The organism is Acinetobacter sp. YH12076, assembly GCF_013419525.1.
GTDB classification, from domain to species: Bacteria; Pseudomonadota; Gammaproteobacteria; order Pseudomonadales; family Moraxellaceae; genus Acinetobacter; species Acinetobacter amyesii.
In genome coordinates this window covers 54,689-81,278 of sequence record NZ_VOZY01000001.1, presented here as the reverse complement: position 1 = coordinate 81,278, position 26,590 = coordinate 54,689, and the positions used below count along the sequence as shown (strand labels likewise).

Here is a 26,590-nt window from a genome sequence, read left to right as displayed (position 1 = left end):
ATTGCCTTAAACTACAGAATCATCCAAATTCGGCGCTAACCAGCGTTTCGCTTCATCCAAAGTCCAGCCTTTACGCTTTGCATAATCCTCAAGCTGATCGCCTGCGATTTTACCCACGTTAAAGTATTGGCTTTCAGGGTTTGCATAGTAGAAACCGCTGACTGATGAAGGTGGCCACATTGCAAAACTAGAAGTCAATTGCGTACCAATCTTATCGGTAGAACCTAACCAATCAAAGAGTGGCGCTTTTTCAGAATGCTCAGGGCAAGCAGGGTAGCCCGGCGCAGGACGGATGCCTACATACTTCTCTTTAATCAATTCTTCATTGCTTAAGGTTTCAGACGCTTGGTTGCCCCAGAACTCTTTACGGATGCGCTCATGCAAATGTTCTGCAAAAGCTTCCGCAAAACGGTCACCCAAAGATTGCGCCAAAATCGCTGAGTAGTCATCGCCTTTGGCTTTGTACTCATTGGCCATTTCTTCTGCACCAAAGATGGATACCGTGAAACCGCCCAAGTAGTCTTCTGCGACACCTTTAGGCGCAATAAAGTCCGCTAATGACAAGTTCGGTTTACCAGTAACTTTGTCAGACTGCTGACGAATATGCTCAAAAGTATGCGTCACTGTTTTCGCAGTTTCATCAAACACTTGAACCGTGTCCGCACCTGAACGGGCAGCAGGGTAAATACCAAACACAGCACGAGCATCAAAACGCTTATTGTCGATGATGTCTTTTAGCATGGTTTGTGCTTGTTCATACAAGTCAGTCGCTGCTTCACCCACAACTTCATCCGTTAAGATAGCAGGGAATTTACCTGCCAAACTCCAAGAAATGAAGAACGGTGTCCAGTCAAAGTATTCAACCAAAGTTTCCAATGGATAATTGGTCAGCGTTTGCGTACCAATAAAGTTTGGCTTCGCAGGCGCATTGGCAGCAAAGTCAATTTTTAAGCCATTTTCTACAGATTCAGCATACGTCAGTTTGGCCGCTTTTGGCTGTTTATTGGCAATACGCTCACGGACTTTTTCATATTCAGCACGGGTTTCTGCAACAAACTTCGGTTTCATTTCTTTAGAAAGTAAAGTTGTTGCTACACCCACCGCACGAGATGCATCGGCAACATAAATCACCGCATCATTTGAATATTGCGGATCAATTTTTACTGCTGTATGTGCTTTAGATGTGGTTGCACCGCCAATCATCAATGGAATATTAAAGCCTTTGCGTTGCATTTCTTTCGCAACAAAAACCATTTCATCTAAAGACGGTGTGATCAGACCTGATAGACCAATAATGTCGACTTTTTCATCAATCGCAGTTTGCAGAATCTTCTCGCAAGGCACCATCACGCCAAGGTCGATGATGTCATAGCCGTTACAGCCCAGCACCACGCCCACGATATTTTTACCGATGTCATGTACGTCACCTTTCACGGTTGCCATCAGGACTTTACCCTTAGATTGGCCAGCTGTTTTTTCCGCTTCAATGAACGGATTCAGCCAAGCTACAGCCTGTTTCATGACACGTGCAGATTTCACGACTTGCGGCAGGAACATTTTGCCTGAACCGAACAAATCACCTACCACATTCATGCCGTCCATCAGCGGACCTTCAATCACATCGAGTGGAAGTTTAGCTTTCAGGCGTGCTTCTTCAGTATCTTCATCAATAAAGGTGGTGATGCCTTTAACCAAAGCGTGTTCAAGACGTTTTTCAACTGGAAGTTCACGCCATTCCAAGTTTTCAACTTGTTTTTGCGCAGCGCCTTGACCACGGTATTTCTCAGCAACTTCAAGCAGCTTTTCTGTAGCTTCTTGATGGCTTTCACCTTGGTTTTGGTTCAAGATCACATCTTCAACCGCAGCTTTCAGTTCAGAATCAATATCATCATAAATCGCCATTTGACCTGCGTTGACGATACCCATAGTCATGCCTTGCTGAATGGCATGGTATAAGAACACTGAGTGAATCGCTTCACGTACAGGCTCGTTACCGCGGAAAGAGAACGATACGTTAGACACACCGCCTGAAATCATCGCATGTGGTAAGTTTTGCTTGATCCAACCTGTCGCTTCAATAAAGTCCACAGCATAGTTGTTGTGTTCTTCGATACCTGTTGCCACTGCAAACACGTTCGGGTCAAAAATGATGTCTTCAGCAGGGAAGCCAACTTCATTCACTAACACGTCATAAGAGCGCTTACAGATTTCTTTTTTACGTGCAGCAGTGTCGGCCTGACCATTTTCGTCAAAGGCCATCACAATTACGGCAGCGCCATACTGACGGCACAAACGCGCTTTTGCAACGAACTCGTCATAGCCTTCTTTTAAGGAAATCGAGTTAACAACTGCTTTACCTTGTACACATTTTAAGCCCGCTTCAATGATTTCCCATTTAGATGAGTCAATCATGATCGGCACACGTGAAATTTCAGGTTCAGAGGCTACAAGATTCAGGAAGTGCACCATTGCGCCTTCTGAATCCAGCATGCCTTCATCCATATTGATGTCGATAATCTGAGCACCGGCTTCAACTTGCTGCTGTGCAACTTCTAAAGCTTCGGCAAAGTTTTCTTCACGGATTAAACGTAGGAATTTTTTAGAACCTGTCACGTTGGTACGTTCACCGACGTTTACAAACAGCGAATCTTCTGTAATGTTGAACGGCTCTAAACCGCTTAAACGGCAAGCAGGCTTAGTTTCTGGCACTTGGCGTGGCTTAATGTCTTTTACGGCATTGGCAATAGCACGGATGTGATCCGGCGTTGTACCGCAGCAGCCGCCAGTGATGTTAATCAAGCCACTTTCTGCAAATTCTTTAATAAAGGCAGCTGTTTCTTCAGGGGTTTCATCATAACCGCCGAAGGCATTTGGTAAGCCAGCGTTCGGATGCGCCGAAACAAAAGTATCGGCAACGTCAGCAATGGTTTTTACATGCGGACGCATGGCATCTGCACCTAGGGCACAGTTAAAGCCAATCGACAATAAGTCACCATGACGCACAGAGTTCCAGAACGCTTCAGCAGTTTGGCCAGTTAAAGTTCGGCCAGAGGCATCGGTAATGGTGCCTGAAATCATCAATGGCAATTCGTAGCCAATTTGGTTGAAGACTTCTTTCACTGCAAAAATGGCAGCTTTACAGTTTAAGGTATCGAATACAGTTTCAATGAGTAGAATATCCGCACCGCCTTCAATCAGGGCATGCGCAGCTTCAATATAGTTTTCTTTTAGCTCATCAAAAGTGATGTTACGGAATGCTGGGTCATTTACATTTGGCGAGATCGAGCAAGTGCGTGAAGTCGGCCCAAGCACACCTGCAACAAAACGCGGTTTTTCAGGCGTAGAGTATTTTTCACAAGCGGCTTTAGCAATACGCGCTGCTTCACGGTTGATCTCTGATACCAAATCTTCCATGTGGTAGTCAGACATTGAAACTTTAGTGCCGTTAAAGCTGTTGGTTTCAATAATGTCTGCGCCAGCATCGAGGTAGGCTTCATGAATGCCTTGGATAATTTGCGGCTGCGTCAACACCAATAGGTCATTATTGCCTTTGAGGTCAGATGCCCAATCTGCAAAACGCTCACCACGGTAGTCAGCTTCTTCGAGTTTATGACGCTGAATCATGGTGCCCATTGCACCGTCGATAATCAGAATCCGTTGAGCGAGCAGCTCTTTTAGGGTGGCAAGCGTGGACATAAATAACCCCAATCCGATGGAATATAAAATCGGCAAATATATTAACAGAATTCATTGCAGTTTTATTGATATTCAACCATCTTTACAGCGCGCAATTATTAGCTTGTTGAATTAATGAGCAATATTGCAACTTGTTAATTTCATATACCAATTTCATATAAATGTATGGAAAGCTTCATGAATTTGTCATATTGCTCAGGCAAGCTTGAAAAACAAACAGTAGGGCTATGCAATATGAAAAAAAAGATGACAGATGAAATATAAGTTGAAACATTGGGTTTCAAAGAAATTAAAGTTTGAATATGAAGCTTAAACAACTGATTTACTTTATGAAAGTAGAGTATAAAAGTCGGTTTTTAACACTTTAAAAAAACAAATAAAGCATGAAAAATTGCTTTATATGACACCGCTTTGTCATATAATTGTCATAATTAAATTGAACAATATGGGGATTTTAAAATCCTCTATTCCTGCCTGCATGAATTCTAAACAAACTCCCGTAGATTCAGCGCACACGTCGACTACTCAAAAGTCTACGAATGTTCATGTGCCTACACCGAAATTCTTTATGCCGGTATTTTTAACGGTGATTATTTCAACGTTGATTTATATTGGTTTTCAGGTGACTGCCGATTTAGCGCATGTTCCGCCTTTAAGTCTTTATTCAATGATTTTATTGGGCACAGCCTTATTCATCGCACTTGGCTTTGAATTTGTAAATGGCTTCCATGACACTGCAAATGCAGTAGCAACAGTGATTTATACCAACGCCTTGTCAGCACCGGTTGCGGTAATGTGGGCGGGTTTCTGTAATTTTCTAGGTGTAATGGTTGCCAGTGGTGCAGTTGCTTACGGCATTATTGCTTTATTACCTGTTGAATTGATTATGAACGTTGGTTCAGGTGCAGGTTTTGCCATGGTTTTCGCTATGCTGATTGCAGCGATTTTGTGGAATTTAGGGACTTGGTTCTTAGGCATCCCGGCGTCTAGTTCGCATACTTTGATTGGTTCTATTCTTGGCGTTGGCATCATGAACTACCTGTTAAATGCAGGCGGTGGTGCGAGCGGTGTAGATATGGAGCAGGTGCTTAAAGTCGGTAAGGCGTTATTGTTCTCGCCACTGATTGGTTTTGCATTTGCGGCTCTCGTTTTCTTATTGGTCAAGCGTATTTTCCGCAAACAGCTAGAATTGTTTCAGCCACCAGAAGGCAATAAGCCGCCACCACCACTGATTCGTGCAATTTTGATCTTTACCTGTACAGGTGTAAGTTTTGCGCACGGTTCAAATGATGGTCAAAAAGGTATGGGGCTGATCATGCTGATTTTGATCGGATGTGTGCCATTGGCTTATTCATTGAATAAGAACTTAGATAATCAACATATTCAATCTTTCCATCAGTTATCTGCTCAAACTGCGACTGCGATCTACGCAGAGCATAATGACATTCCTGATGCACAAGCGCGTGATGTACTCACCAAATACATTCAAACCAAAGAAGTCAGCCCAGAAGTTGTGCCAGCTTTAGCAAGTTTGACCGATCATTTAGGTGAGCGTGTTGCACAGTATGGCGACTTAAAAGATATTCCTGAACAAGAAGTATCTTCGATTCGTAATGACATGTACCTCAGTACCACTGCTTTTAAACGTCTAGATAAAGCTGAACAACTACCAGCAATGGCAGAAGCTGAACAAAAGACTGTGAAGGAATATCGTAGTCACTTAGACTCCTTCTTACAATACATTCCAACATGGGTGAAAGTCGCTGTTGCATTAGCACTGGGTCTTGGAACCATGGTGGGTTGGAAACGTATTGTCGTGACTGTAGGTGAGCGTATTGGTAAAAACCACATGACCTATGGTCAGGGTATGTCTGCCGAGCTTGTTGCTATGTCAACGATTGCTGCTGCGGATGGTTTTGGTATGCCTGTATCGACTACACACGTACTTAACTCTGCGGTTGCAGGTACTATGGTCGCGAATAAATCAGGTCTGAACTTTGCAACAGTGAAAACCATTCTATCGGCTTGGATCTTCACTTTACCTGCAACGATCTGTCTATCAGGCTGCTTGTACTGGTTATTCTTGAAAGTGTTCTAAGCAACTCAAATTTTAGGTATAAAAAAACGCTGCTTCGGCAGCGTTTTTTTAAGGCTTTATCTCAGACATCACCGATTTGAATGGGATGGCTGAGCTGAAATGGAATAGTCAAACTACCAAGTTGAAGCTTTGAAAAGTTCTACACTTATTTGAACCAATGCAGTTACGCTTTTTTAAACAGTCCCAATACTTTTTTCACGGGCAATTTCTCTTCAGCAAAACCATACAGCGCTGCAAAAGGTAAGGCAGTACGTGCCAAATAAGCTACACGCCATAAGCCACCATGGTTGGCACCATGCATCAAGAGTTCTAATGGATGGTCTAGCGCTGTTTCAGGGTTAGCAACCGATTGAGGGTTTCTCAAGTCATGAATCCATAAAGCCGCCATGAGTGCATTGGTGGTTTCAGGTTGGAAGGATTCCACATCAAATAAACTCGCACCATTAAATGCTGCCTTTAATAATGGGTTCTTCGTCACTGAGCGGGTCGTGGTGGATGGCGCAATATTGATACTAACCCGCTGACCATTTTGACGTGCGACAGTTGCGCGCCATTGTTGAATACGTTTTGCGAGTGCGTAGTTTGGACCTTGTTCCACCACCAGACAGTCAGCAATACCATAGGATTTTCCATTGTCTGCTGTGGTGGTTTGCTCATTATTTTGCTTAAAGAAATGCTGACCTGTGACTTTGGCAATACTTTGTGTCAATAGTTTTTGTGCAGAAGCACGGTTTTGGAATTTGGCTTGCGCTGCCGTAACAATCTCTTCTGGCACCGCATAGACATCGGTCGGAGTACACATAAACATCAAGCTGGTGTCGGCTTTTTGTTGGCTGACATAGGCCATGATGCTGTCCATTGCCATTGCAACACGAACATGCTTTTCACCATCTAAATAGGCAATTGCAGCTAGATCTAGTTGATGTTCACTTTGTGCAAGCCACTGTGCAATTTCAGGAATGTGTGTCAGTAAATTGGCACCCAATTTGTGTTTTAGTTCTTGAATGGGTGTGTCTTCATGCACAGCGTCGAGACTTGGCGCATATAAAGTGGCATTACCGGCCTGAACCGTGCTTAAGATTCGATCCCAAACACGTTCATTATTCAGGTCAATTGCCACAATATTGGCTTTCCATTTTGCTAACCACGTCAGAGGGCCAGCTTCGGAAGCAGCACCAAAAAGCACCATAGTCCGATCTGACAAATCGAACCATTCTGGGTGGGCAATGGCTTCACGTAATGCGTCGGCATGACTGGCTTCAATGATGCCAGCATCTTGCCATTTTTGAATCTGAGCCAGTAACGCCTCACCTTGCAGTTTTTGGCCATGATAGGGCACATACCACTCAGGCGCTGCGTCACTTTCACCTTTTAATTTCACGGTATGCAGTGGATGTGCAGTTAAAGCCACTGCATCTTTGAGCGTATGCTTTTCTTGATCACGATAAAATTCAAAGACGTGATGCGCTTTATTTAAACCTTGCTCAGCAATGTTGATCGCTGCTTCAGATGATTGAATCCCTTGTTCAACCAAGGCTTTAAAATATTCAGGATATTTTTTACGCCAGTTTTTTTCTTGTTTTGCACGTACAGAAAACTGATGGTCAACTGCAGCTAAGGCTTCAGCGATAATTTCACGACCGGTTTTAGATGTACTCGGCTTTTGGTTTGAAGCCGAAATGGGAAATTGAAGACCTTCAGTTGAACTCGACATGCAAAATATCTCAGCTAATTTTGTCATTAATATACAGATGTATACATTATCTATGCCAAATTAAAAAACAGGGTGGCATAAAATGCCAGATTTATATGATTTGTCATGTGCTTTTGTGAACTTTCGTAGAATATACAGCTTCAAATTTTACTGACGGAATTGAAAAAGCCTTCGGTTTGAAGGCTTAAAAGAAGAGGGCATTAAATCAATAACGGCAAATCAACAACGGCCTTTTTTAGCCTGTCCGGGCGGGCAAAAGTCGCCATGGCGATCTGGGTAATTATAAGGATAGTGATTACGATCTGGGTCGACCACGATACTGCCTTCACGAGTGTGAACGGCACAAGCACTCAACACGCAGGTCAACAGCAAACTTGAGAACATCAGGACTATTTTCATTGGAATTTTCCTTTTTTATTCTGTGTCATTTCAGTTTAAATCAGGGCAAGGGTAGATAGCGTTTCAATCTGCTGTGAAATTGTATAGCTCGATATTCAAAGTGCGGTGCTGTAAATGTGGGAAATTGGCTAAAGAAAAAAATTAAAGGACATTTCGATTTAACGCAGCACAATAAAAAAGCCTAAACTGAAACGGTTTAGGCTGTCATTTTTACAGCTTAAATTAGGCTGATTTTTTAGACTTAACGTTTAGAAAGGAACGTTTAATAACTGACTTAAGAAATGTGGAATGAGTTTCGGTTCAAGAATAATCGTCATGATTACACCATACGCTGCGCCCCAAAGGTGTGCGCTGTGGTTAATGTTGCTGTTGCCACGTTTACCTGACCAGATACTATAAGCCACATAAAGCACGGCAAAAATAATTGCAGGAACAGGAATAAAGAATACAAAAATCAGTTTCCACGGTTCAAACAAGATATACGCAAAAAGTACCGCAGATACCGCCCCAGAAGCCCCTAAACTTGCCCAATGGGTATCATGCTTATGTTTTAAATAACTCGGAATAATCGCAGCGATCAAACCGCCCAAGTAAAACAGCACAAAGCCCATGTCGAAAAAATATTGGCGATAAAAACTTTCAATCACGCTACCAAAGAAAAATAAGGTAATCATGTTGAATAATAGGTGCGCACCATCTGCATGAATAAAGCCATGGCTAATAAATCGGTCATACTCGCCACGACTGAGGGCTGGCGGCCAAAATAACAAACGATTCATCACTTTCTGATTTGAAAATGCAATCAGTGAAATCACCACCGTAATCAGGATAATGGTCACGGTGTGGTTAAAGGGTAGGCCCAACATATATGACTATTCTACTTGTTAAAATTTATGCTCAATAATGCCATTAAATCTGCCTAAAGCGTGAACTTTCAGAATAATTCCGACAATTTTAGTTGATTTTTTTCTAATGCCCCGCATCTTAAGTTAAAATAGCGACTTCAGCTTGAGGAAATATTGTAATGTCGACTGAGAACAACAGCACAGCAGTTGCTGAAGAAATTCCAAACCTATTGATCACTCCAAATGCCCAAGAGTATTTGAAAGATCTTTTGGATAAACAAAATACACCGGGCATTGGTGTACGTGTTTTTGTGGAAAATCCGGGTACGCCACGTGCTGAATGTTGTATGGCTTACAGTGCACCAGAAGAAGTTGTGCCTACAGACTATAAACAAGACTATCCAGATTTCCCTGCATTTATTGACACACCGTCTATTCCATATCTTTTGGATGCGGTGATTGACTATAACAAAGACCGTTTTGGTGGTCAGTTAACATTCCGTGCACCAAACTCAAAAGTGCCACGTGTGGGTCCAGATGCCTCTGTAGAAGAGCGTATCACTTATGTTCTACAGTCAGAAATTAACCCTGGCCTTGCAGGTCATGGTGGTAACTGTGCATTGGTAGAAGTGGTTGAAGATGCAGAACATGGTTTAACTGCAGTGCTTAAATTCGGTGGTGGTTGTCAAGGTTGTTCTTCAATCGATTTAACCTTGAAACAAGGTGTTGAAACAACATTGAAGCAGCATGTACCTGAGTTAATGCGTGTTGTTGACCAAACGGATCACAGTAATACTGAAGGTGCTTATTTCAAATAAGTTCAGTATTTTTATAAAAAGCCGCAATGATGCGGCTTTTTTATTGTCTAAATCAAATAAAACGAAGATTTTTAAATGGTTTCTGAGGTTTTTACAGTGAGATGATAAGCGATATCACAAATATAAATGAGAATGATTATTAAAATTAATTGCAATATTGTTTGTGATGGTTACAATGTGCAACACATTATTCTAGATTTCTCCATAAATACGTTTATTTGGAAGCACTCAATGGCCAAACAACTATTAAAATCAACGCTTACACTTTCAATACTCTGTGCATTGGTAAGTTTGACGCATGCAAAAGATGTGCACACTGAAGCATCAGATGAATCCGTAACGAAGATGGAAACCATTGTTGTTACTGCAGCAGAACAAGTTAAACAATCATTAGGTGCCTCAAAAATTACGGCAGAAGATTTAGAAAAGATGCCGGTTGTGAATGATATTTCGGAGTATGTGCGCCGTATGCCGGGTGTAAATTTGACTGGTAACAGTGCCACAGGCCAGCGAGGGAATAACCGTCAGATTGATATCCGTGGAATGGGGCCTGAAAACACGTTGATCTTAATTGATGGTAAGCCTGTAAATTCGAGAAACTCAGTACGTTATGGCTGGCGCGGTGAGCGTGATACACGTGGCGATTCGAACTGGGTACCTGCAGATGCTATTGAATCGATTGAAGTGCTGCGTGGTCCAGCAGCAGCGCGTTATGGTTCAGGTGCGATGGGTGGTGTGGTCAATATTAAAACCAAGAAAGTGACCAACGACGTGCATGGTTCTGTGGAGGTTTTTACTAATCAGCCCGAAGACGCTAAAGAGGGCGCAAGTCACCGTGAGAGCTTTAACTTAAGCGGGCCAATTCTTAAAGATGTCCTTTCATATCGTTTATACGGTAGTTATAACAAAACCGATTCAGATGCTGCGGATATTAATGCTCTAATGGATAATGGTGCGCGTATGGCGGGTCGAGAAGGCGTTGAAAATAAAGATATTGCAGGGCGCTTGGCTTGGCAGTTGAACGATCAACAAGTCTTGATGTTTGACGCAAGTGTTGGCCGCCAAGGTAACCGTTTTGCAGGAGACAGTCAAAACAGTGTATTTGATCCAGCCGATCCAAACAAAGCACCAATTTTATCTGCTTTAATTGGTGAAGAAACCAATACCATTTATCGTGATAGTTTTGCATTAACCCATGAAGGTACGTGGGGTTGGGGTGATAGTAAACTCATAGCGCAATATGACAAAACCAAAAATAAGCGCTTACCTGAAGGTACAGGCGGTAGTACAGAGGGTCAGATTAATAATCTCGAGAATAAACAAACGTCACATCTAGAAACCATTCGCTTTAATGCAGAAGCCAATCTGCCGTTCCAATGGTATGTTCCACAGGTATTAACTTTAGGCACTGAGTGGGTCGAAGATGACTTTACCGATACGGTTAATACACAAGCTGGCGCAGGCGGTTTTGGTGATGCGCTGACTTCAGGTGACCGTTCACACATGGATTCACGGATTGCATCGGCTTATATTGAAAACAATATGAACTTGGGCGAGAGCACCGATGTCGTTTTGGCACTACGCTATGATAATCATAGTAAATCGGGTGATAGCTGGAGTCCAAGTCTGAATATTACGCAAAAGCTTGGCGACTATTGGACATTAAAAGGTGGTGTGGCTAAGGCGTATAAAGCACCTAATATGTACCAAAATGCGGAAGGTTATCTGTTAAGCACTCGCGGTAATGGCTGTCCGATTGGGCTGAGCCAATGTCTATTACAAGGTAATGGCGATCTCAAACCTGAAACTTCAGTGAATAAAGAATTAGGTGTACAGTTTGAAAAAGACATCGTAAATGCAAGCTTTGCATGGTTCCGTAATGATTATAAAAATAAGATCGTTGCAGGGGATACACGTCTAGAAGAACTAGAAGTAAATGGAACAACATATAATGTACTGCGTTGGATGAATACGCCAGAAGCCTTGGTGGAAGGTGTTGAAGGAAGTATTTCTTTGGACTGGGGTGATATCACGTGGACCAATAACGTCACCTATATGATCAACTCTGAAGATAAACGTACTGGCAATCCACTTTCAGTGATTCCAAATTACACCATAAACTCTATTTTGAACTACAACATCACGGATCGATTAGACAGTAACTTTGTCTATACCCAATATGGTCGTCAAAAACCACGTCAATATGCAGAAACCAGTCTTGAAAGCAAAAATGGCTTGGCGATGGATAGCGTGAAAAGTTATGGCATTGCAGGCATTAACTTTGGTTATAAATTTAATGCGGCTTTAAGTGCTCGTATCGGTGTGAATAACCTATTTGATGAGCAAAAACTGCGTGATAAAACGGTCAACCAAACATATAACGAGCCGGGTCGAGCTTATTATGCAAGTTTGAAATACCAGTTCTAAGTATGTCCAAAAGAAAAGCCGCTTAACGCGGCTTTTTTTATGTTGGGATATTTAAAATTTTCAGTGCTTCACTTGAGTAGTAGAATTGTTCTAAATAGAGACGTGAACGCTCACGCAAATAACCCGACTCAATCATTTGTTGAACGATAGGATTGAGTAAGTTTTGAAGTTCATGCTGAATCAGTGCTTCATCAATATTTAAATCACGTAGCAATAAATCAAAAGGGCGTTCTGCATTGCGCACGTACCAAGCGTATACGCCATCATGCACTTGCTGTTTCATATACTCAGACTGTCGCATAAAGTCCCAAATTTCATGACCCATGGCAACTGTTTGCGGCAAGTCCTGAACTTCAACATAGTTCTTTAATACTGAAACTGGCAGCGCTTTAATTTTATGCCACAAATTGGCTTGAAAATGGTACAGCTTATGATCATCAAAGTGCTGATTTAACACGGTTTCACTCATTTGACTGAGCTTTAAAATATTCTTTTGTAAGTATTTGCTGACTGCATTATCTAAATTGGTATCTGTGACATTTTCCAGTACCGATTTCCCCATTTTCATAAATCGTGAAACACCGGGGACAGATTTCGCAATCACTGAGTTGTCTAAATAATCTTGTATCGCATGTTGAATCAACTGACTGATCATGGCTGAAAATGCAGGATTGTTGACCATGGTATGAATTAAACGTTGACGATGTCCCTGTTTACTCGCCACATACTGCGCAATTTTATCAATGGTCAACACAGGAATGATTTCGGCAATCGTGGTGCTGTCATTTGCAGGATGAATCAGTGCAAATTTGATATGTTCAGCAATTTGCTCAATCAGAAATTGACTTGCAGGGGTATTTAAAATTTGTTTTTGCAACAAAGCATTGATTTGATCAAAACTCCAAATCTGCTGCAAAGATTGTTTACGAAACCATTGATAAAAGTGGGTGAATTCAGTGGCTACGGTATCATTGTGTGAAAAGCTCTGATCTAAAAAGTTCAGTTGAGCGTCAATCAACTGCTCAATCATCGGATTTTTCTGCATACTTTCCCTGAAGTCCCAGTCATGGGTATCTAAAAATGGCGAATGCTCAGTTTAACTGAATCAGTTTATCTACCAAAGGGTTTTTAAACTTTTGACTTTTCGCAAGGAAAGGCAAGTAATGCTCTGCAACTTGTTGTTCAGCTTCTAAGATTGGCATATGACCGACGTTATTTAAAATCACTGGGGTTTCTGCACGTTTCAGTAACGACTTGAGTTCGCCAGCCACTTCAACATTAAAGATTTTATCTTGTTTGCCCCAAAGGATCAGGGTTGGGGCTTCTACTGTTCGTGTTAAACGAGCAAAAGTTTCAGGGGTGTAGATTCGATTGAGCGTGACAACTTGATCGATCATTTTACTGGTGAAGGGCGCACGCGCAATTAAGATATTCTCCTGCGCTTCTTTAAGCTGTGTCGGAACATTGGGCGGATTTTGCATGAGTTTATGCATGACATCATCTAAATCCCCCGGTTTTGAAACGATTAAATTTTTAAGTTTATACGGGTCGCGGGTGTAACTGGTATTGGCCTGTTTATAAATGCCCGCGCTGTTGAGTAAAAATAAACTTTGGGTATCAAAAGGATATTGAGAGGCATATACCGTGGCAATGGAACCACCCAATGAGTGACCTGCAACATTCAGTTTATCTTCAATATCTATTTTAAGGACAAACTGGCGTAGTTGTTCCGTGACATTCGGCACTGAGACATCAAAATCGACAGGGACATGGGTATCGCCATTGGCCGGAAGGTCAGGGATGATCACGTGATAGTTCGGTGTTAAATAATGCGCAACACGATTCCAATTATCACGTGTGCCGCCTAAACCATGAATCAGCAAGATGGTGGGTTTAGAGCGTTGACCACCTTCGCTATAACTCCAATTCACATTGCCGACTTGAACGCTATGTGTAACTAAACCAGCCGCTTTACGTTCTTGGCTCAAATAGTTTTGCACGATAGAGGGTACAGCCAGGTTTTTGCTGATGGGAGACGGATTTGCAGCCAAAGCATGGTTGGCAGTAAACGTCATACAGCAAATTGTTGCTAGCTTGAAAAAGTCAAAAACGCGTGAATGATGTCCTTTCATTGACGTTTACCCCAGTTAAATCGAATAGATATATTTTTTAGATCATTTATATGACTATTATCAGAATGGGCTGAAATAGCAAAAGCGTATATTTATGAAATATATTGTAAATTAAAAATGACCTTTGTCATCCATTGCTTTTTTGATGTGGTTAAACTTGCGTTTTAATAATGTGAACCATTACAGAAAAAATATTTTTTTTTGATGAATGTAGACTAGCATTTTCTATCAAGTTGCATCGTCGTAGAAAAAAATCACAGCAATTGTTTTTGCAAGTGACAATCGATTCGACTGGGATTAAAATATTGCAACTTCGGATAAGGGTAATTAGAACATGCTAACAGCAGCAGAAGCTTTAGATCGTTTAAAAAAAGGGAATCAACGTTTTGTAGACGGTGAAACGAATCACCCAAAGCTTTTGACGCATCAACAACGTGCTGAAATGGCCGAAAGCCAAGAACCTTTTGCGATTATTTTAGGGTGTTCAGACTCACGTGTTCCTGCTGAAATGGTATTTGACCAAGGCTTAGGCGATTTATTCGTGATTCGTGTTGCAGGTAATATTGTGGCACCGTCTCAAGTCGGTAGCGTGGAATTTGCAGCAGAAAGCTTCGGTTGTCCTGTGGTCATTGTACTGGGCCATACACACTGTGGCGCGATTCATTCTACGATTGAAGCTTTAACTAACCCTGCGACACCACCATCAGCGAACTTGATGTCAATTGTGAATCGCGTTCGTCCATCTGTAGAAATACTTATGCAAACTGAATTGAAAGATGACCTTGAAAAACTTTCAATGCATGCAGTACGTTCAAACGTTTTTGCCTCAGTAAATCAACTGCGTCATGGTTCAGCAGTCCTTGAAAACTTAATTGCGCAAGGCAAATTAAAAGTGGTGGGCGCTGAGTATTCACTCGAAACGGGTGAAGTAAGCTTCTACGATTTCTAAGCAAACTACAGTAAATACAAGATTTAAAAAAAGGCGCTCAAATGAAGCGCCTTTTTTAACGAATCCATTTTCACCAACTAAATTTATAAGCTGGCTTTAATCAATGGATAAGCATTATTCAGCAAAATTGGTTGCGCTTTGGCATTTGGGTGAATTTGATCTTGTTGCATCAAATTTTTATGCCCCGCCACGCCTTGCATAAAGAAAGGCAATAATTTGACTTTGTACTGTTTGCTCAGCACTTGATAGTTATTTTCAAAAGCTTGGCTATATGCCTTGCCATAATTCGGTGGAATTTTCATTCCAAATAAAATCACTTTCGATTTGGCCTGTTGGCTTTTTTGAATCAGCTGCGCTAAGTTTTTTTGAATTTGTGCAGGGGGCTGTCCGCGTAAACCATCATTACCACCTAATTCAATCACCACAAGGTCTGGACGATGAGTTTGGAACAGTTTAGGCAGTCGTGCCAAAGCTCCACTGGTGGTTTCACCGCTGACACTTGCATTGACCACTTTATGATGTTTCGGATACTGTTGGTCTAGACGTTTTTGTAATAAGTGGACCCAACCTTGCTGCACTGAAACACCATAACCTGCACTTAAGCTATCGCCCAAAATCATAATGGTTTTGGCAGAGAGCAGCATCGGGCAGAACATCAGTGCAATAGCCAGCAAGTAACTCAATAGACGATTATTTTGAATGCGATTTTGCATATAGGGAAGATATGACCCAACTCACGACAGATGTTGACATCATGCCACAGGCGATTATTTCTGCACAGCAATTGACACAAAAGATACAACTTCCACAAAAACAGTTATCGATCTTTGAACACCTCGATCTTGAAATCTTTGCCGGGGAACAAGTTGCGATCACTGGTCGTTCTGGTTCAGGTAAATCCACCTTGTTGGGGATTTTGGCGACCTTAGATCAAGCCAGTTCTGGACAGTTACGGGTCTGTGGTCAGGACATTCATCTATTAAATGAAGAACAGCGTGCTCAAGTCCGTTTGGCCCATATTGGTTTTGTCTTTCAGTCTTTCCAGTTGTTGCCACATTTAACGGCTCTGGAAAATGTCATGCTGCCGCTACGGTTACAAGCAAATTTTCAGGTCAAAGCTGCCGAAGAAAAAGCATTAAAACTGTTAGCAAAGGTCGGACTAGAACGCCAAGCGCATCAAGCCCCTAAAGTTTTATCGGGTGGTGAGCAGCAACGGGTTGCGATTGCCCGTGCTTTGGTGAGTGAACCCGATCTGATCTTTGCAGATGAACCGACAGGTAATTTAGACAGTGCAACGGCACAGGAAATTGAACAACTGTTATTTCAGTTAAATCGTGAAATGGGAACCACTTTGGTATTGGTGACGCATGATGCCGATTTGGCCCGTCAATGTCAGCGCCATTTTGAATTGGTCAATGGTCAATTGATTGAGCATCGAACAGGAGATGCTGCATGAATCTTTTGGTACTGTTTCGACCACTCTTACAGCTGAGTTTTAAAACCACGGGTGTGTATTTATTATTGATCGCACTGACCTTGGCGATCAGTGCCACCACGGCTTTAAAGTTTAGTAATGTACAAATTCAAAATGCTGTAGCGCTACAAGCTGCTGAAATGTTGGCAGCAGATTTGGCGCTGACAGCCAATGAACCAATTCCACAAGAGTGGCAACAACAAGCCAAAGCACAACAATTAAAACATTCGAATGTCACGCTATTTAGCAGCATGGCGCACACTGATCAGCAATTTGTCATGGTCAATGTCAAGGCCGTTGATGCCGCATTTCCATTAAGAGGTGAAATCGAAACAGAACCGAAACTAAACCGCTCCATACAAGCAGGTGAGGTTTGGTTAAGTCCGCGTGCCATGGATTTGTTGGGTGTTAAGGTTGGAGATCAGATCAATATTGCTGATGCTGCTTTTCAAGTCAGTGCCAAAATCATCCATGACACCAATCAGGAACTCGGTTTCAGTGGTTTTTCACCGACAGTTATGATTGCGCAGTCTGAGGTGGCGAGAACCAATGCCATCCAAGTCGGGAGTCGGATTGAATATCGCCTGTTAATGGCAGGAGATGCACAAAATACCCAGCGCTTTGAAAAACTGTATAAGCAGAAATTTGGTGATCAAAGCGAAGACAGTGCTGCTAAATCAAATAATGCTCAGGTTCAAGATGCAGCTCAAAGCAGTTTAAAACTGAGAAATGCCAGTGAAGGCAATACCCGATTGATGAAACCGATTGCCAATCTTGAAACGTTTTTACAGCTGGCGAATATTTTAACCATTCTACTTTGTGGTATCGCCATCGCATTAACCAGTCAGCGCTATGTCCAACAAAATCAGGATGCCATTGCACTGATGCGCTGTATTGGATCGACCAAACAGCAAATATTAAGTGCTTATCTGGCTTTACTGTTGGTTGTACTCGGGCTTTCAATCCTGTTTGGAAGTATGATTGGTCTGGGATTGGGCTATGGCTTATTGCAACTCATGCTACAGCTGATTCCTAATTTACAATTAGAGTTTTCAGCCCTGTCTATGCTACTTGGTCCGCTTCCAATTGCAATATTCACCAGTGCGATTGTGTTATTAGGATTTGTTCTTCCAAGTCTTTGGCAATTATTAGGGACACCGCCGGCACGCGTGATACGACAACAAGAGCGTTCTGTACGTTCCATGCTTTGGATGCTCAGTTTCGGAACACTCAGTTTGGTGGTGTTTTGTGTGGTTTTAACTGAAAATTTACAACTCACCCTGTGGCTGGTTTGCGCCATCATCTTCCTGTGTGTTGGCCTATATATGATGGTCTGGCTCAGTTTAAAGGCCTTGAAAAGTTGGGGGACGAAAATCTCAGCGTATATACGTACACCGTATCAAACGGCATTTCAAATTACTGCCTTGGCATTGGGGCTGAGTCTGATCACGGTTCTAGCGGTATTACGTACAGATTTACTGGAACGTTGGCAACAGCAATTGCCCCACGGAACACCTAACCAATTTGTCTATGGATTACCACCATTTGAGTTGCAGGATTTTAATCAACAACTCAAGCTGCATGGTTGGCAAGGGACGCCGATGTACCCGAATATTCGTGGGCGTTTAATTGCCAAAAATGATCTCCCTTTTTCGGATGCTTTAATTAAAAGCAATAATTCATTACGCCGTGAATTGAATCTTACGCAGGCCGCAACTTTTCCAAAAGATAATCAAATCATCGCGGGCAATCAGCAGTTTCAACAGGTCAATGAAGTATCGGTAGAAGTGAAAACCGCACAAGAACTGGGTATTCAAATTGGAGATCGATTGAGTTTTAGCCTTCCTGAAGGGATTTTACAAGCCAAGGTGATCAACCTTCGCAGTGTGGAGTGGGAAAGCTTTAGTCCAAACTTCTTCTTTATTTTTTCTCCCAAAACCATGGATGAAAATGCAGGCAGCTATTTGGGGAGTTTCTATGTTCCACCGCAAGATAAAAATCAGTTAATTGGTCTGATTCAGCAGTTTTCGAATACCGTGTTTATTGATGTTAGTCTGATTTTGGATGAGATCAAACGCATCGTCAGTGTATTGGTTCAGATTATTACCATCTTGGCGCTGTTGGTGAGTATTTCAGGCATTTTAGTTTTGGTTGCATGTTTGAACTTATTTATGGATGAACGCAAAAAAGAAGTGGCATTACTGCGTTCCTTCGGCAGTTCCAAGCAAAAACTAAAGTCGATGCTCAGTTTGGAAGTAGGGCTAATGGGACTAATTTCAGGTGTTGTGGCATGTATTTTTGCCGAAGTGATCAGTGCGATTGTCAGTTATAAAATGGAATTGGTCATCCAGCTACATGCAGAAATTTGGTTGATCCTCCCACTGGTCATGACTTTAGTCTGTACATTGATCGGACGTTATCGCTTAAGTTATCTTTGCGACATCCCACCCTTAGAAAGTTTGCGTGAACTGAATAGTTAAGGGGGGAGATGTTTAACAGCCGAGCAAGTTAAGAGTGGAGCAGGAACCCAGTGCGCAGTTCAGGTTTAGACATGATTTGACGTGTTTTCAACATGTCTGTGTTGATAGCCACAGGGTTCATTCCACTGTTTAACGTGCTGCGAGAGATTGCTTCATCAGCAGGATAAAGTGTTCCCAAAGCGGTAATATCGGTTGGATTAATTGTTGGCAATGTAGATAAAACAGATAGCATCCGACAACTGCGGCGATTAGACCGATCATTTGAATGATTAGGGATTGATGTAATTTTTGTCCTAGATACCAAATAAAAGCCAATGCAGCACCCATCAACATGCCGCCAATATGCGCGGCATTATTAATTCCACTAATCATAAAGCCCATCGCGAGGTTAATACCCATTACCATCAATAAGGTTTTTTTATCCAGATAAAATTGTTGTTTAGGTAACATCGGAAGCAGCGAAATAATCGTCAACGCTGCACCCAGTCCCATCACTGCACCCGATGCACCTGCACCAATACTCGGGAAAAGCTGCTGATTGGCTGCACCTTCGGCCAATAATGCATAGCTGTCTTGAATGGTTAAATACCCACTCAACAAACTTCCCATCAGTCCGGCTAAAATATACAGGCCGAGGAAGTAGAAACGACCTAACATTTGCTCGGCAACACTGCCAAAAATATACAAAGCCCACATATTCAACATCAGGTGAATCAGGCCAAAATGAAAAAACATACTGCTGAATAAGCGGATGGGTTCCTCTAAAAAGGTTAAAGGTGCATAATCAGCACCCCAACGCAAAGCATCCAGTGTGTCGGGTTGGCTTACGTTCATTCCATGCAACACTTGCCAGCCAAAGAGTCCAACATTGATGGTAATTAAGAGTGCAGTGATCCACCACAGTTGGATTTGCAGCTTACGGGTTGATACAGCAGGAGGGCTGAGTTCAGACATGCTATTCTTGTACTGTGTCAAAATATTTAAAAATAAGCTTAACATGAAAAAACAGAATTTCTGGAGTAACACACTGACATGAAAGCCTTTATTGTTCGTACATTGTTAATTCTTGTCAGTCTTGTGCTTTTGGTACAGCTTTGGATCTTTGGTAGTCTGGTGTGGTGGCGTACACATCCTGTGGAATCGACGATGATGATGCGATTAGATTATTGGTCTGAGCCGTCTAAACCGATTAAACACGAATGGCGTGATTATGACCAAATCAGTGATTATGTCAAACATGCTGTTGTTGCCGCGGAAGATGGCAAGTTTTTACAACACAAAGGTTTTGATTGGGAAGGCATGCAAAATGCCTTAGAACGCAATAAAGATAAAGGCAAAGTAGTCGCAGGTGGGTCTACCATTTCTCAGCAATTGGCAAAAAACTTATTTTTATATAACAAGCGTTCATTTATCCGAAAAGGACAGGAAGCCGTTGCAACATGGATGATGGAACGCATGTGGACGAAGCAGCGCATTTTAGAGGTATATCTCAACTCGGTTGAGTTTGGGGACAACATTTACGGCGTAGAAGCTGCAACACAGCACTATTTTGGTAAAAGTTCACGGAGTTTGAGTCGAGAACAAGCAGCGTTTATTGCGGCTATTTTACCTAATCCAAAATATTATGATGAAAATCGACAAGATCGTAAGCTAAATTATCGTAAGCGCATGATCCAAAAATATATGCGTTATAGCCATATCCCAGATTAAGAACAATCGACACACCCGTCAAATGGCATGGTAGCGATTTGAATTACAACAAAAAGCTCATCTTTATGGGCTTTTTTTATGAAATTGTCATAAATTTGAAGCATACTAAACTGAGTACAGCACACATTTTTTATATGGGTTTGAGATGAATACCGCAGCTGAAGTCGCGCAAGTACCAACTGAATATACTTATAATGATCGTTATATCAATCGAGAGTTATCGATTCTCGACTTTCATCTGCGTGTACTCGAACAAGCGGTTGATCCGATACACCCCTTACTTGAACGCATGAATTTCTTGCTGATCTTTTCGCGCAACTTAGATGAATTTTTTGAAATTCGTGTTGCGGGAATGATGGAACAGCTAGACTTAGGCAATGAAAGCCGTAGTCCAGATGGTTTGACACCAAAACAAGTATTAGATGAAATTTCTGCGACAGCGCATGCGGCCATAGAGCGCCAGTATCGTATTTTAAATCAAGAAATTTTACCCAAACTGCGTGAAGAAGACATTTGCTTCTTACGTCGTGGTGAGTTAACCCCTGCACAATCGGCATGGGTAAAAAAATATTTCCAAGAACAAGTTGCACCAGTTTTAACCCCAATTAGTTTAGATCCAGCACATCCATTCCCTCGCTTGGTCAACAAGTCATTGAATTTTATTGTGACTTTAGAAGGGAAGGATGCTTTTGGTCGTCAGATTGACTTAGCCGTTGTACCTGCACCACGTTCGCTGCCACGTGTCGTTCGGCTTCCTGATGAATTAACCGGTGGCAAAGAGCATCATGTGATGCTATCGGCAATTATTCATGAACATGTCTCTGATTTGTTCCCCGGCATGACGGCGACGGGTTGCTACCAATTCCGCGTGACGCGTAATGCCGATTTGGCTTTAAATGAAGATGTTGAAGATTTGGCTAAAGCCCTCAAAGGTGAGTTGAATTCACGTCGTTTTGGTCGCGCCGTTCGCTTGGAAGTGACAGAAAATTGTCCGCAGCATATTTATGAATATTTGCTTGATGAGTTCGATTTGGAAGAAGAGCAACTCTATAAAGTAGATGGACCAGTTAACCTTGCACGTTTACTGTCAAACTTTAAACGTCCACATCTACGTTATGACGCGCATATTCCGGTTATACCGAAAGTACTCAAAAAATCTGAAAACATTTTTAGTGCGATGCAAAAGCAAGATATTTTGCTGCACCATCCCTTTGAATCATTCGCACCGGTAATTAATTTACTGCGTGAAGCTGCACGTGATCCACAAGTTTTGGCCATTAAACAAACGCTTTATCGAAGTGGCGCAGATTCGGAGATTGTGCAAGTTTTAGCGGAAGCAGCACGTAATGGTAAAGAAGTCACCGCTGTAATTGAGCTTCGAGCACGATTTGATGAAGAATCAAACATTGCTGTGGCCAATGTATTACAAGAAGCTGGCGCAGTTGTCGTGTATGGCATCGTGGGCTATAAAACTCATGCCAAAATGATTTTGGTGGTACGCCGCGAAAACAATAAATTGGTGCGATATGTGCATTTAGGTACGGGCAACTATCATGCGGGAAATGCGCGTATATACACGGATTACGGTCTATTAACCACAGATAAAGAACTCTGTGAAGATGTACATCGTATTTTCCAAGAATTGACCGGTATGGGTAAAATGGCGAAGCTAAAAAAACTGCTGCATGCACCATTTACCTTACATACTCAACTCATCAATTATATTGATAATGAAATTACTAATGCTAAAGCGGGCAAGTCTGCGCAAATTATAGTCAAGGTTAATGCATTAACAGAAGTTCAGTTGATCAATAAACTGTACGAAGCGTCACAAGCAGGTGTACAGATTGATTTAATTATTCGTTCTATTTGTTGTTTGCGTCCAGGTTTACCGGGGCTGTCTGAAAATATTCGTGTACGTTCTATTGTTGGCCGTTTCTTAGAACATACCCGAGTTTATTATTTCAGTAATAATGGTGATTCACGTATTTTCTGTTCAAGTGCAGACTGGATGGATCGTAATTTATTTAATCGCGTGGAAGCCTGTTTTCCAATTGAAGATCCAGCGTTGAAAAAGCGTATTTATCAATTAGGTTTAGTGAATTACTTAAAAGATAATCAGCAAGCTTGGTTACTCCAAAGCGATGGGCGCTGGATTCGTACGCATGTTCAAGAGGGTGAGGAAGCACATAATTCACAGCATGTGCTTATAGAAGCATTTAAATAAATGCGTTAGAAAAGTAAAAGGGAGCAATGCTCCCTTTATTTTTTTAATTTATAAGTTTTTTTGAATCATTTATCTGAACTAAATTTAGCTGTAGCTACTAATTTTTCGGTAGATATTTTTAACAAAACCATCAATTTGATACGTTGAAAGTTTTAACTCACGGACCATCTGCTCTTGAGTCGCGCTATGGCTGACCATATCTAAAATTTGGTATTCAGCTGGATTTAGACTGAGTTGTTTCGGCGCTGCATTTTGCGGACTAAAAGTTTCACTCAATAAAAATTTAGCAAAAGTTGGGTGCAGGGCAGCACCACCTCTTAAAATGGTTTTCAGCTGGTTATAAGTGTCTTCAATTGGTTGTTGAATCAACATATAGGCAGTTGCACCTAACTGAATGGCATGTAAGGTTAAATCTGTAGATTGTTCATTGACTAAAATGATGAGATTACTCGAAGGATAAATCTTTTTGATTTTATGGATGAAAGAGATATCAGACTGCTGAGTGATCACAAAAAAAATTAAATTGGGTAATTGATTGAAAATTTGTTGTTCTGCATCTGCTAAGTTTTCTGTAAATGTGATGAGATCTTCAGGATAACCGAGGTCTCCTAAGATGTTAAACAGCACTGTTTTTGAAGTCATCGATTGATGATCAATAATCAAAACGGGTACTGGTAATAAAAATTCACTCATCATACATTTCGCTCATTTATTATTTTAATCAAATTGCATTTCCATAATTTGCACGAATGCGAATCATAAAAATATACCTAGAAGTTGGGATTTATACATCAAAATATAATTAAGTTATTGTGATTTAATAGAATTTAAATAGCGTATATTTTTGGTGTTTTTCATTATTTTGAATGAAAAGATTTATGGTTTTTTGTTTTTAATTTTAGATTTATTGGTTAAATAACAATTAAATTTGTATTCGGATTGAAAAAAATAATCGAAATGTGAATATCGTATTTTGACAACGGATAAATTGGACTGTTTCCGATATGAATTTATTTCTATCTATTGCTTAGTTATTTTAAATATAAAGCGTAGTAAATATTTAAAATAATGTGATTGATTTTTAGTCAACATTTATTCTATAGGACCTTATTTTCAATTCGCCTACTTTATCTAAAATACCTGAAACTAGTGATTTTAACGAAGGTTATATTTTAATAAGATGTATTTATCTTCTTACTTATCTGGCTAGTGTGAAGATATTATCGAGGCGATGAATTGAGATATACATCAAGTCATATATTACCTTATCAGGCTACCTATTTGGGTTAGCCTTTTCTTTTTTCTAGATGCTGTATTTCATTTTTTAACTGATGTTATATAGTAACATCAGAAGCGCGATTTGATTTAAATAAAAACCGATATGCGTAAGGCCATCCGCAAGTGTTTGAGACAGGATGACTTCTAATCAAAAATGTTTTTGCGATACTTTGAATAAGTAGACGCTAGTGAACGAGTTTTGCGGTGAGGAGCATTGCTCTGCAAGATGGTTTTCTTACGAAGCGCACTTCTCATTTTGCCGAATGAAGAAACAACGTTTCGTAAGAGTACCTCCAGCCGAAAACTAATCTCTTTATTCAATCCCTAGATGTAAGATTCCATCGAATAGATTTAAAAATGCGAAATTACTTTTACGTGAGTAACATCAGTTTTTAAATTAATATTAACTTCTGCCAAATAAAAAAAGAGAGCACAGGGCTCTCTTTAATTTTCACACTGATTAGTTAGTGCAGATTGTTAGTGATTTTCTGCAAGATTTGAAGCAATACATCAAATTCACTTTGAAGCGGCGTACTTTTACGCGTCACCAATGCTAATGTGCGTGTAGGGCTTGCTTCAATTTCTTTCACAGCCAAATCTTCATTGGCTTTGATCATATTGGTATGAACTGCAATTTCAGGCAATAAGGTAAAGCCTAAATCTGCGGAAACCATTTCAACCAAAGTTGGCAATGAGCTTGCTTTTAAACGATGGTCGTTTTTACGTTCACCAATCGGGCAAGCACTCAAAGCATGATCACGTAAGCAATGGCCTTCTTCAAGCAACATTAAACGAGATAAATCTAGGTCGTCTAAAGATTTCGCTTGAGCTGCATTTTGGTCAGCTTTGTTGTACACCAAGAACAATTTTTCTTTGTTTACTTCTGCAACTTTCAAGCTACGTGTATCGAAAGGAAGAGCAAGTAATACAATATCTAGATTACCGTGCTCGAGTTTCTCAACAATTTTTTCACTTTGTGCTTCATGTAAATGCAATTGAATTTTTGGTAATTGCTTATGCACTTCTTCTAATAATGGCGCAAGTAAGAATGGCGCAATAGTGGGAATGACCCCTAGATGTAAATCACCCGTTAGAGGTTCGCTCATTTCACGACTTAAACGCATTAGGTCTTGCGCATCTGCCAATAGAACTCGGGCTCGTCCGACAACTTGTTCGCCAAGAGGAGTTAAACGCACGTTTTGACGGTCGCGTTCTACCAATACGCCACCTAGTAAACGCTCAAGTTCCATGATCCCGCCAGACAAAGTAGACTGGGTGACAAAAGAACGACGCGCAGCTTCAGTAAAGTGTAGCGTTTCTGACAGTGTTACTAGATATGACAGCTGTCTTAAGGATGGTAATGCAGCCATAGTGTCCTAATTTATGATTTAAAGTGATCAGCAAACAAACCGCTAAGATATGGAATAAAATGCGGTGGGATATCATGCCCCATTCCATCAATTAATTCAAATTTAGCACCTGAAATAGCCTTTGCAACGGCCTTACCATGGCTTGGCGGCAGCAAACGGTCACGAGCTCCATGAACCACAATGGTTTTATGCTGAATTTGTTTATCCAACTGCAGCAGGGAACCTGTACATAATATTGCTAAAAACTGTTGAAGTACACCCGCTGGGTAAAAACTCCGCTTATAGAGTTTACGTGCAGTTTGTATCGCTTCAAGCTGATTAATATAGCCTGGAGAGCCTATAATATTAAAAACTTTCAGGCTATGGTTAATAATGCCATCTTCATCGTTAGATTCAGGTTTTTCAATTAGACTAAATAATTGCTTTGGAAATGGCGGTGGAAGTAAGGGTTGGATGTTACTGGTAAAAAGTAAGCTTAAGTTGTGCACTTTATCTGGATAGCGTGCCGCCACGATTTGAGCAATCATGCCGCCCATCGAAGCGCCTAAAATATGGACTTTATCAAGTCCCATACGATCAATTAATAGTGCAACATCGTCTGCCATATCGTAGAGATCATAGGGCGCACCTTGATTCTCTAGACCTAAGGCAAAACGTCCCATCAGTTTAAAGGTGTTAAGACGTGGGCCTGGGTTACGAATTTTACTCGACAGACCAATATCGCGATTATCAAAGCGAATAACTCGGTAACCTTGGTCTATTAGGGACTTACAAAAGAAATCGGGCCAATACAACATTTGTGCGCCGAGTCCCATAATCAGTAAGATTGCAGGATCTTCAGGATGACCACCCACCTCGACATGAAGTTCAATGCCATTGCCTAACTCTACGCGAGTTTCATGCATAAAAGAGGCATAAGGTGAAATATTAAACTGAAGGGCACTATTCATTTTTATTTTCCTTTAAAAAGGAC

At 41.2% G+C, this 26,590-nt stretch carries 19 protein-coding genes; 8 read left to right on the top strand and 11 right to left on the bottom strand.

Features of this window, described 5'->3' with window-relative positions:
• Window positions 1-6: 6 nt before the first annotated feature.
• Window positions 7-3,696: a methionine synthase gene (gene metH, locus FTU22_RS00320; RefSeq protein WP_180092218.1), complete on the bottom strand. Its 3,690-nt coding sequence runs from the start codon at window positions 3,694-3,696 to the stop codon at window positions 7-9.
• Between the two features lie 478 nt (window positions 3,697-4,174).
• Between metH and FTU22_RS00315 the strand changes: the two genes are divergently transcribed.
• Window positions 4,175-5,794, top strand: a complete 1,620-nt coding sequence (locus FTU22_RS00315; protein WP_180051075.1) for an inorganic phosphate transporter — start codon at window positions 4,175-4,177, stop codon at window positions 5,792-5,794.
• 163 nt (window positions 5,795-5,957) lie between these two features.
• Here the strand turns inward: FTU22_RS00315 and FTU22_RS00310 are convergent, their stop codons facing one another.
• The 3 genes from FTU22_RS00310 to FTU22_RS00300 all read right to left on the bottom strand — a co-directional run bounded on the left by FTU22_RS00310 (window position 5,958) and on the right by FTU22_RS00300 (window position 8,773).
• Window positions 5,958-7,508, bottom strand: coding sequence for a hypothetical protein (locus tag FTU22_RS00310; protein WP_180092215.1), 1,551 nt, complete (start codon window positions 7,506-7,508; stop codon window positions 5,958-5,960).
• A 219-nt stretch (window positions 7,509-7,727) separates the two neighbouring features.
• Window positions 7,728-7,907, bottom strand: a complete 180-nt coding sequence (locus tag FTU22_RS00305) for a hypothetical protein (RefSeq protein WP_180005268.1) — start codon at window positions 7,905-7,907, stop codon at window positions 7,728-7,730.
• Between the two features lie 248 nt (window positions 7,908-8,155).
• Complete coding sequence (locus tag FTU22_RS00300; protein WP_111884441.1) at window positions 8,156-8,773, bottom strand: rhomboid family intramembrane serine protease; 618 nt, start codon at window positions 8,771-8,773, stop codon at window positions 8,156-8,158.
• A 158-nt stretch (window positions 8,774-8,931) separates the two neighbouring features.
• On the opposite strand from FTU22_RS00300, the gene nfuA reads away from it, so the two are divergent.
• A complete protein-coding gene (nfuA, locus tag FTU22_RS00295) occupies window positions 8,932-9,570 on the top strand; it encodes a Fe-S biogenesis protein NfuA (protein ID WP_078189947.1) in 639 nt (212 codons plus the stop codon).
• A 231-nt stretch (window positions 9,571-9,801) separates the two neighbouring features.
• The gene (locus FTU22_RS00290) at window positions 9,802-11,997 is read left to right on the top strand and encodes a TonB-dependent siderophore receptor (RefSeq protein ID WP_180092212.1); all 2,196 of its coding nucleotides are present in this window, start codon (window positions 9,802-9,804) and stop codon (window positions 11,995-11,997) included.
• Between the two features lie 37 nt (window positions 11,998-12,034).
• Here the strand turns inward: FTU22_RS00290 and FTU22_RS00285 are convergent, their stop codons facing one another.
• Window positions 12,035-13,042 carry a hypothetical protein gene (locus FTU22_RS00285; RefSeq protein ID WP_180024089.1) on the bottom strand — a complete coding sequence of 336 codons (1,008 nt, stop codon included), beginning with the start codon at window positions 13,040-13,042 and terminating at the stop codon, window positions 12,035-12,037.
• Window positions 13,043-13,088: 46 nt separating this feature from the next.
• A complete protein-coding gene (locus FTU22_RS00280) occupies window positions 13,089-14,129 on the bottom strand; it encodes an alpha/beta fold hydrolase (protein WP_373886224.1) in 1,041 nt (346 codons plus the stop codon).
• Window positions 14,130-14,463: 334 nt separating this feature from the next.
• Between FTU22_RS00280 and FTU22_RS00275 the strand changes: the two genes are divergently transcribed.
• Window positions 14,464-15,078, top strand: a complete 615-nt coding sequence (locus FTU22_RS00275; protein ID WP_111884438.1) for a carbonic anhydrase — start codon at window positions 14,464-14,466, stop codon at window positions 15,076-15,078.
• A gap of 83 nt (window positions 15,079-15,161) precedes the next feature.
• Here the strand turns inward: FTU22_RS00275 and FTU22_RS00270 are convergent, their stop codons facing one another.
• A complete protein-coding gene (locus FTU22_RS00270; RefSeq protein ID WP_180092209.1) occupies window positions 15,162-15,791 on the bottom strand; it encodes an arylesterase in 630 nt (209 codons plus the stop codon).
• Window positions 15,792-15,802: 11 nt separating this feature from the next.
• On the opposite strand from FTU22_RS00270, the gene FTU22_RS00265 reads away from it, so the two are divergent.
• On the top strand, window positions 15,803-16,534 hold the full coding sequence (locus FTU22_RS00265) for an ABC transporter ATP-binding protein (RefSeq protein ID WP_180024091.1): 732 nt from the start codon (window positions 15,803-15,805) through the stop codon (window positions 16,532-16,534).
• Window positions 16,531-19,032, top strand: a complete 2,502-nt coding sequence (locus FTU22_RS00260; protein WP_180092206.1) for an ABC transporter permease — start codon at window positions 16,531-16,533, stop codon at window positions 19,030-19,032. Before FTU22_RS00265 ends, FTU22_RS00260 begins: the two co-directional genes overlap by 4 nt.
• A gap of 129 nt (window positions 19,033-19,161) precedes the next feature.
• Here FTU22_RS00260 and FTU22_RS00255 read toward each other — a convergent pair whose 3' ends face one another.
• Window positions 19,162-19,986, bottom strand: a complete 825-nt coding sequence (locus FTU22_RS00255; protein ID WP_180092203.1) for a rhomboid family intramembrane serine protease — start codon at window positions 19,984-19,986, stop codon at window positions 19,162-19,164.
• A gap of 78 nt (window positions 19,987-20,064) precedes the next feature.
• Between FTU22_RS00255 and mtgA the strand changes: the two genes are divergently transcribed.
• Together mtgA and ppk1 are read left to right on the top strand one after the other, a co-directional pair.
• Window positions 20,065-20,742 carry a monofunctional biosynthetic peptidoglycan transglycosylase gene (gene mtgA / locus FTU22_RS00250; RefSeq protein WP_078193019.1) on the top strand — a complete coding sequence of 226 codons (678 nt, stop codon included), beginning with the start codon at window positions 20,065-20,067 and terminating at the stop codon, window positions 20,740-20,742.
• A 145-nt stretch (window positions 20,743-20,887) separates the two neighbouring features.
• The gene (ppk1, locus tag FTU22_RS00245; protein ID WP_111884435.1) at window positions 20,888-22,969 is read left to right on the top strand and encodes a polyphosphate kinase 1; all 2,082 of its coding nucleotides are present in this window, start codon (window positions 20,888-20,890) and stop codon (window positions 22,967-22,969) included.
• An 84-nt stretch (window positions 22,970-23,053) separates the two neighbouring features.
• Here ppk1 and FTU22_RS00240 read toward each other — a convergent pair whose 3' ends face one another.
• The 3 genes from FTU22_RS00240 to FTU22_RS00230 form a co-directional block, all read right to left on the bottom strand.
• Window positions 23,054-23,665: a response regulator transcription factor gene (locus FTU22_RS00240; RefSeq protein WP_180092200.1), complete on the bottom strand. Its 612-nt coding sequence runs from the start codon at window positions 23,663-23,665 to the stop codon at window positions 23,054-23,056.
• Window positions 23,666-24,711: 1,046 nt separating this feature from the next.
• Entirely contained in the window at window positions 24,712-25,617 is a 906-nt protein-coding gene (gene oxyR, locus FTU22_RS00235; protein WP_180007453.1) for a LysR family transcriptional regulator OxyR, read from the bottom strand.
• An 11-nt stretch (window positions 25,618-25,628) separates the two neighbouring features.
• Window positions 25,629-26,567: an alpha/beta fold hydrolase gene (locus FTU22_RS00230; protein WP_218948325.1), complete on the bottom strand. Its 939-nt coding sequence runs from the start codon at window positions 26,565-26,567 to the stop codon at window positions 25,629-25,631.
• Window positions 26,568-26,590 lie beyond the last annotated feature (23 nt).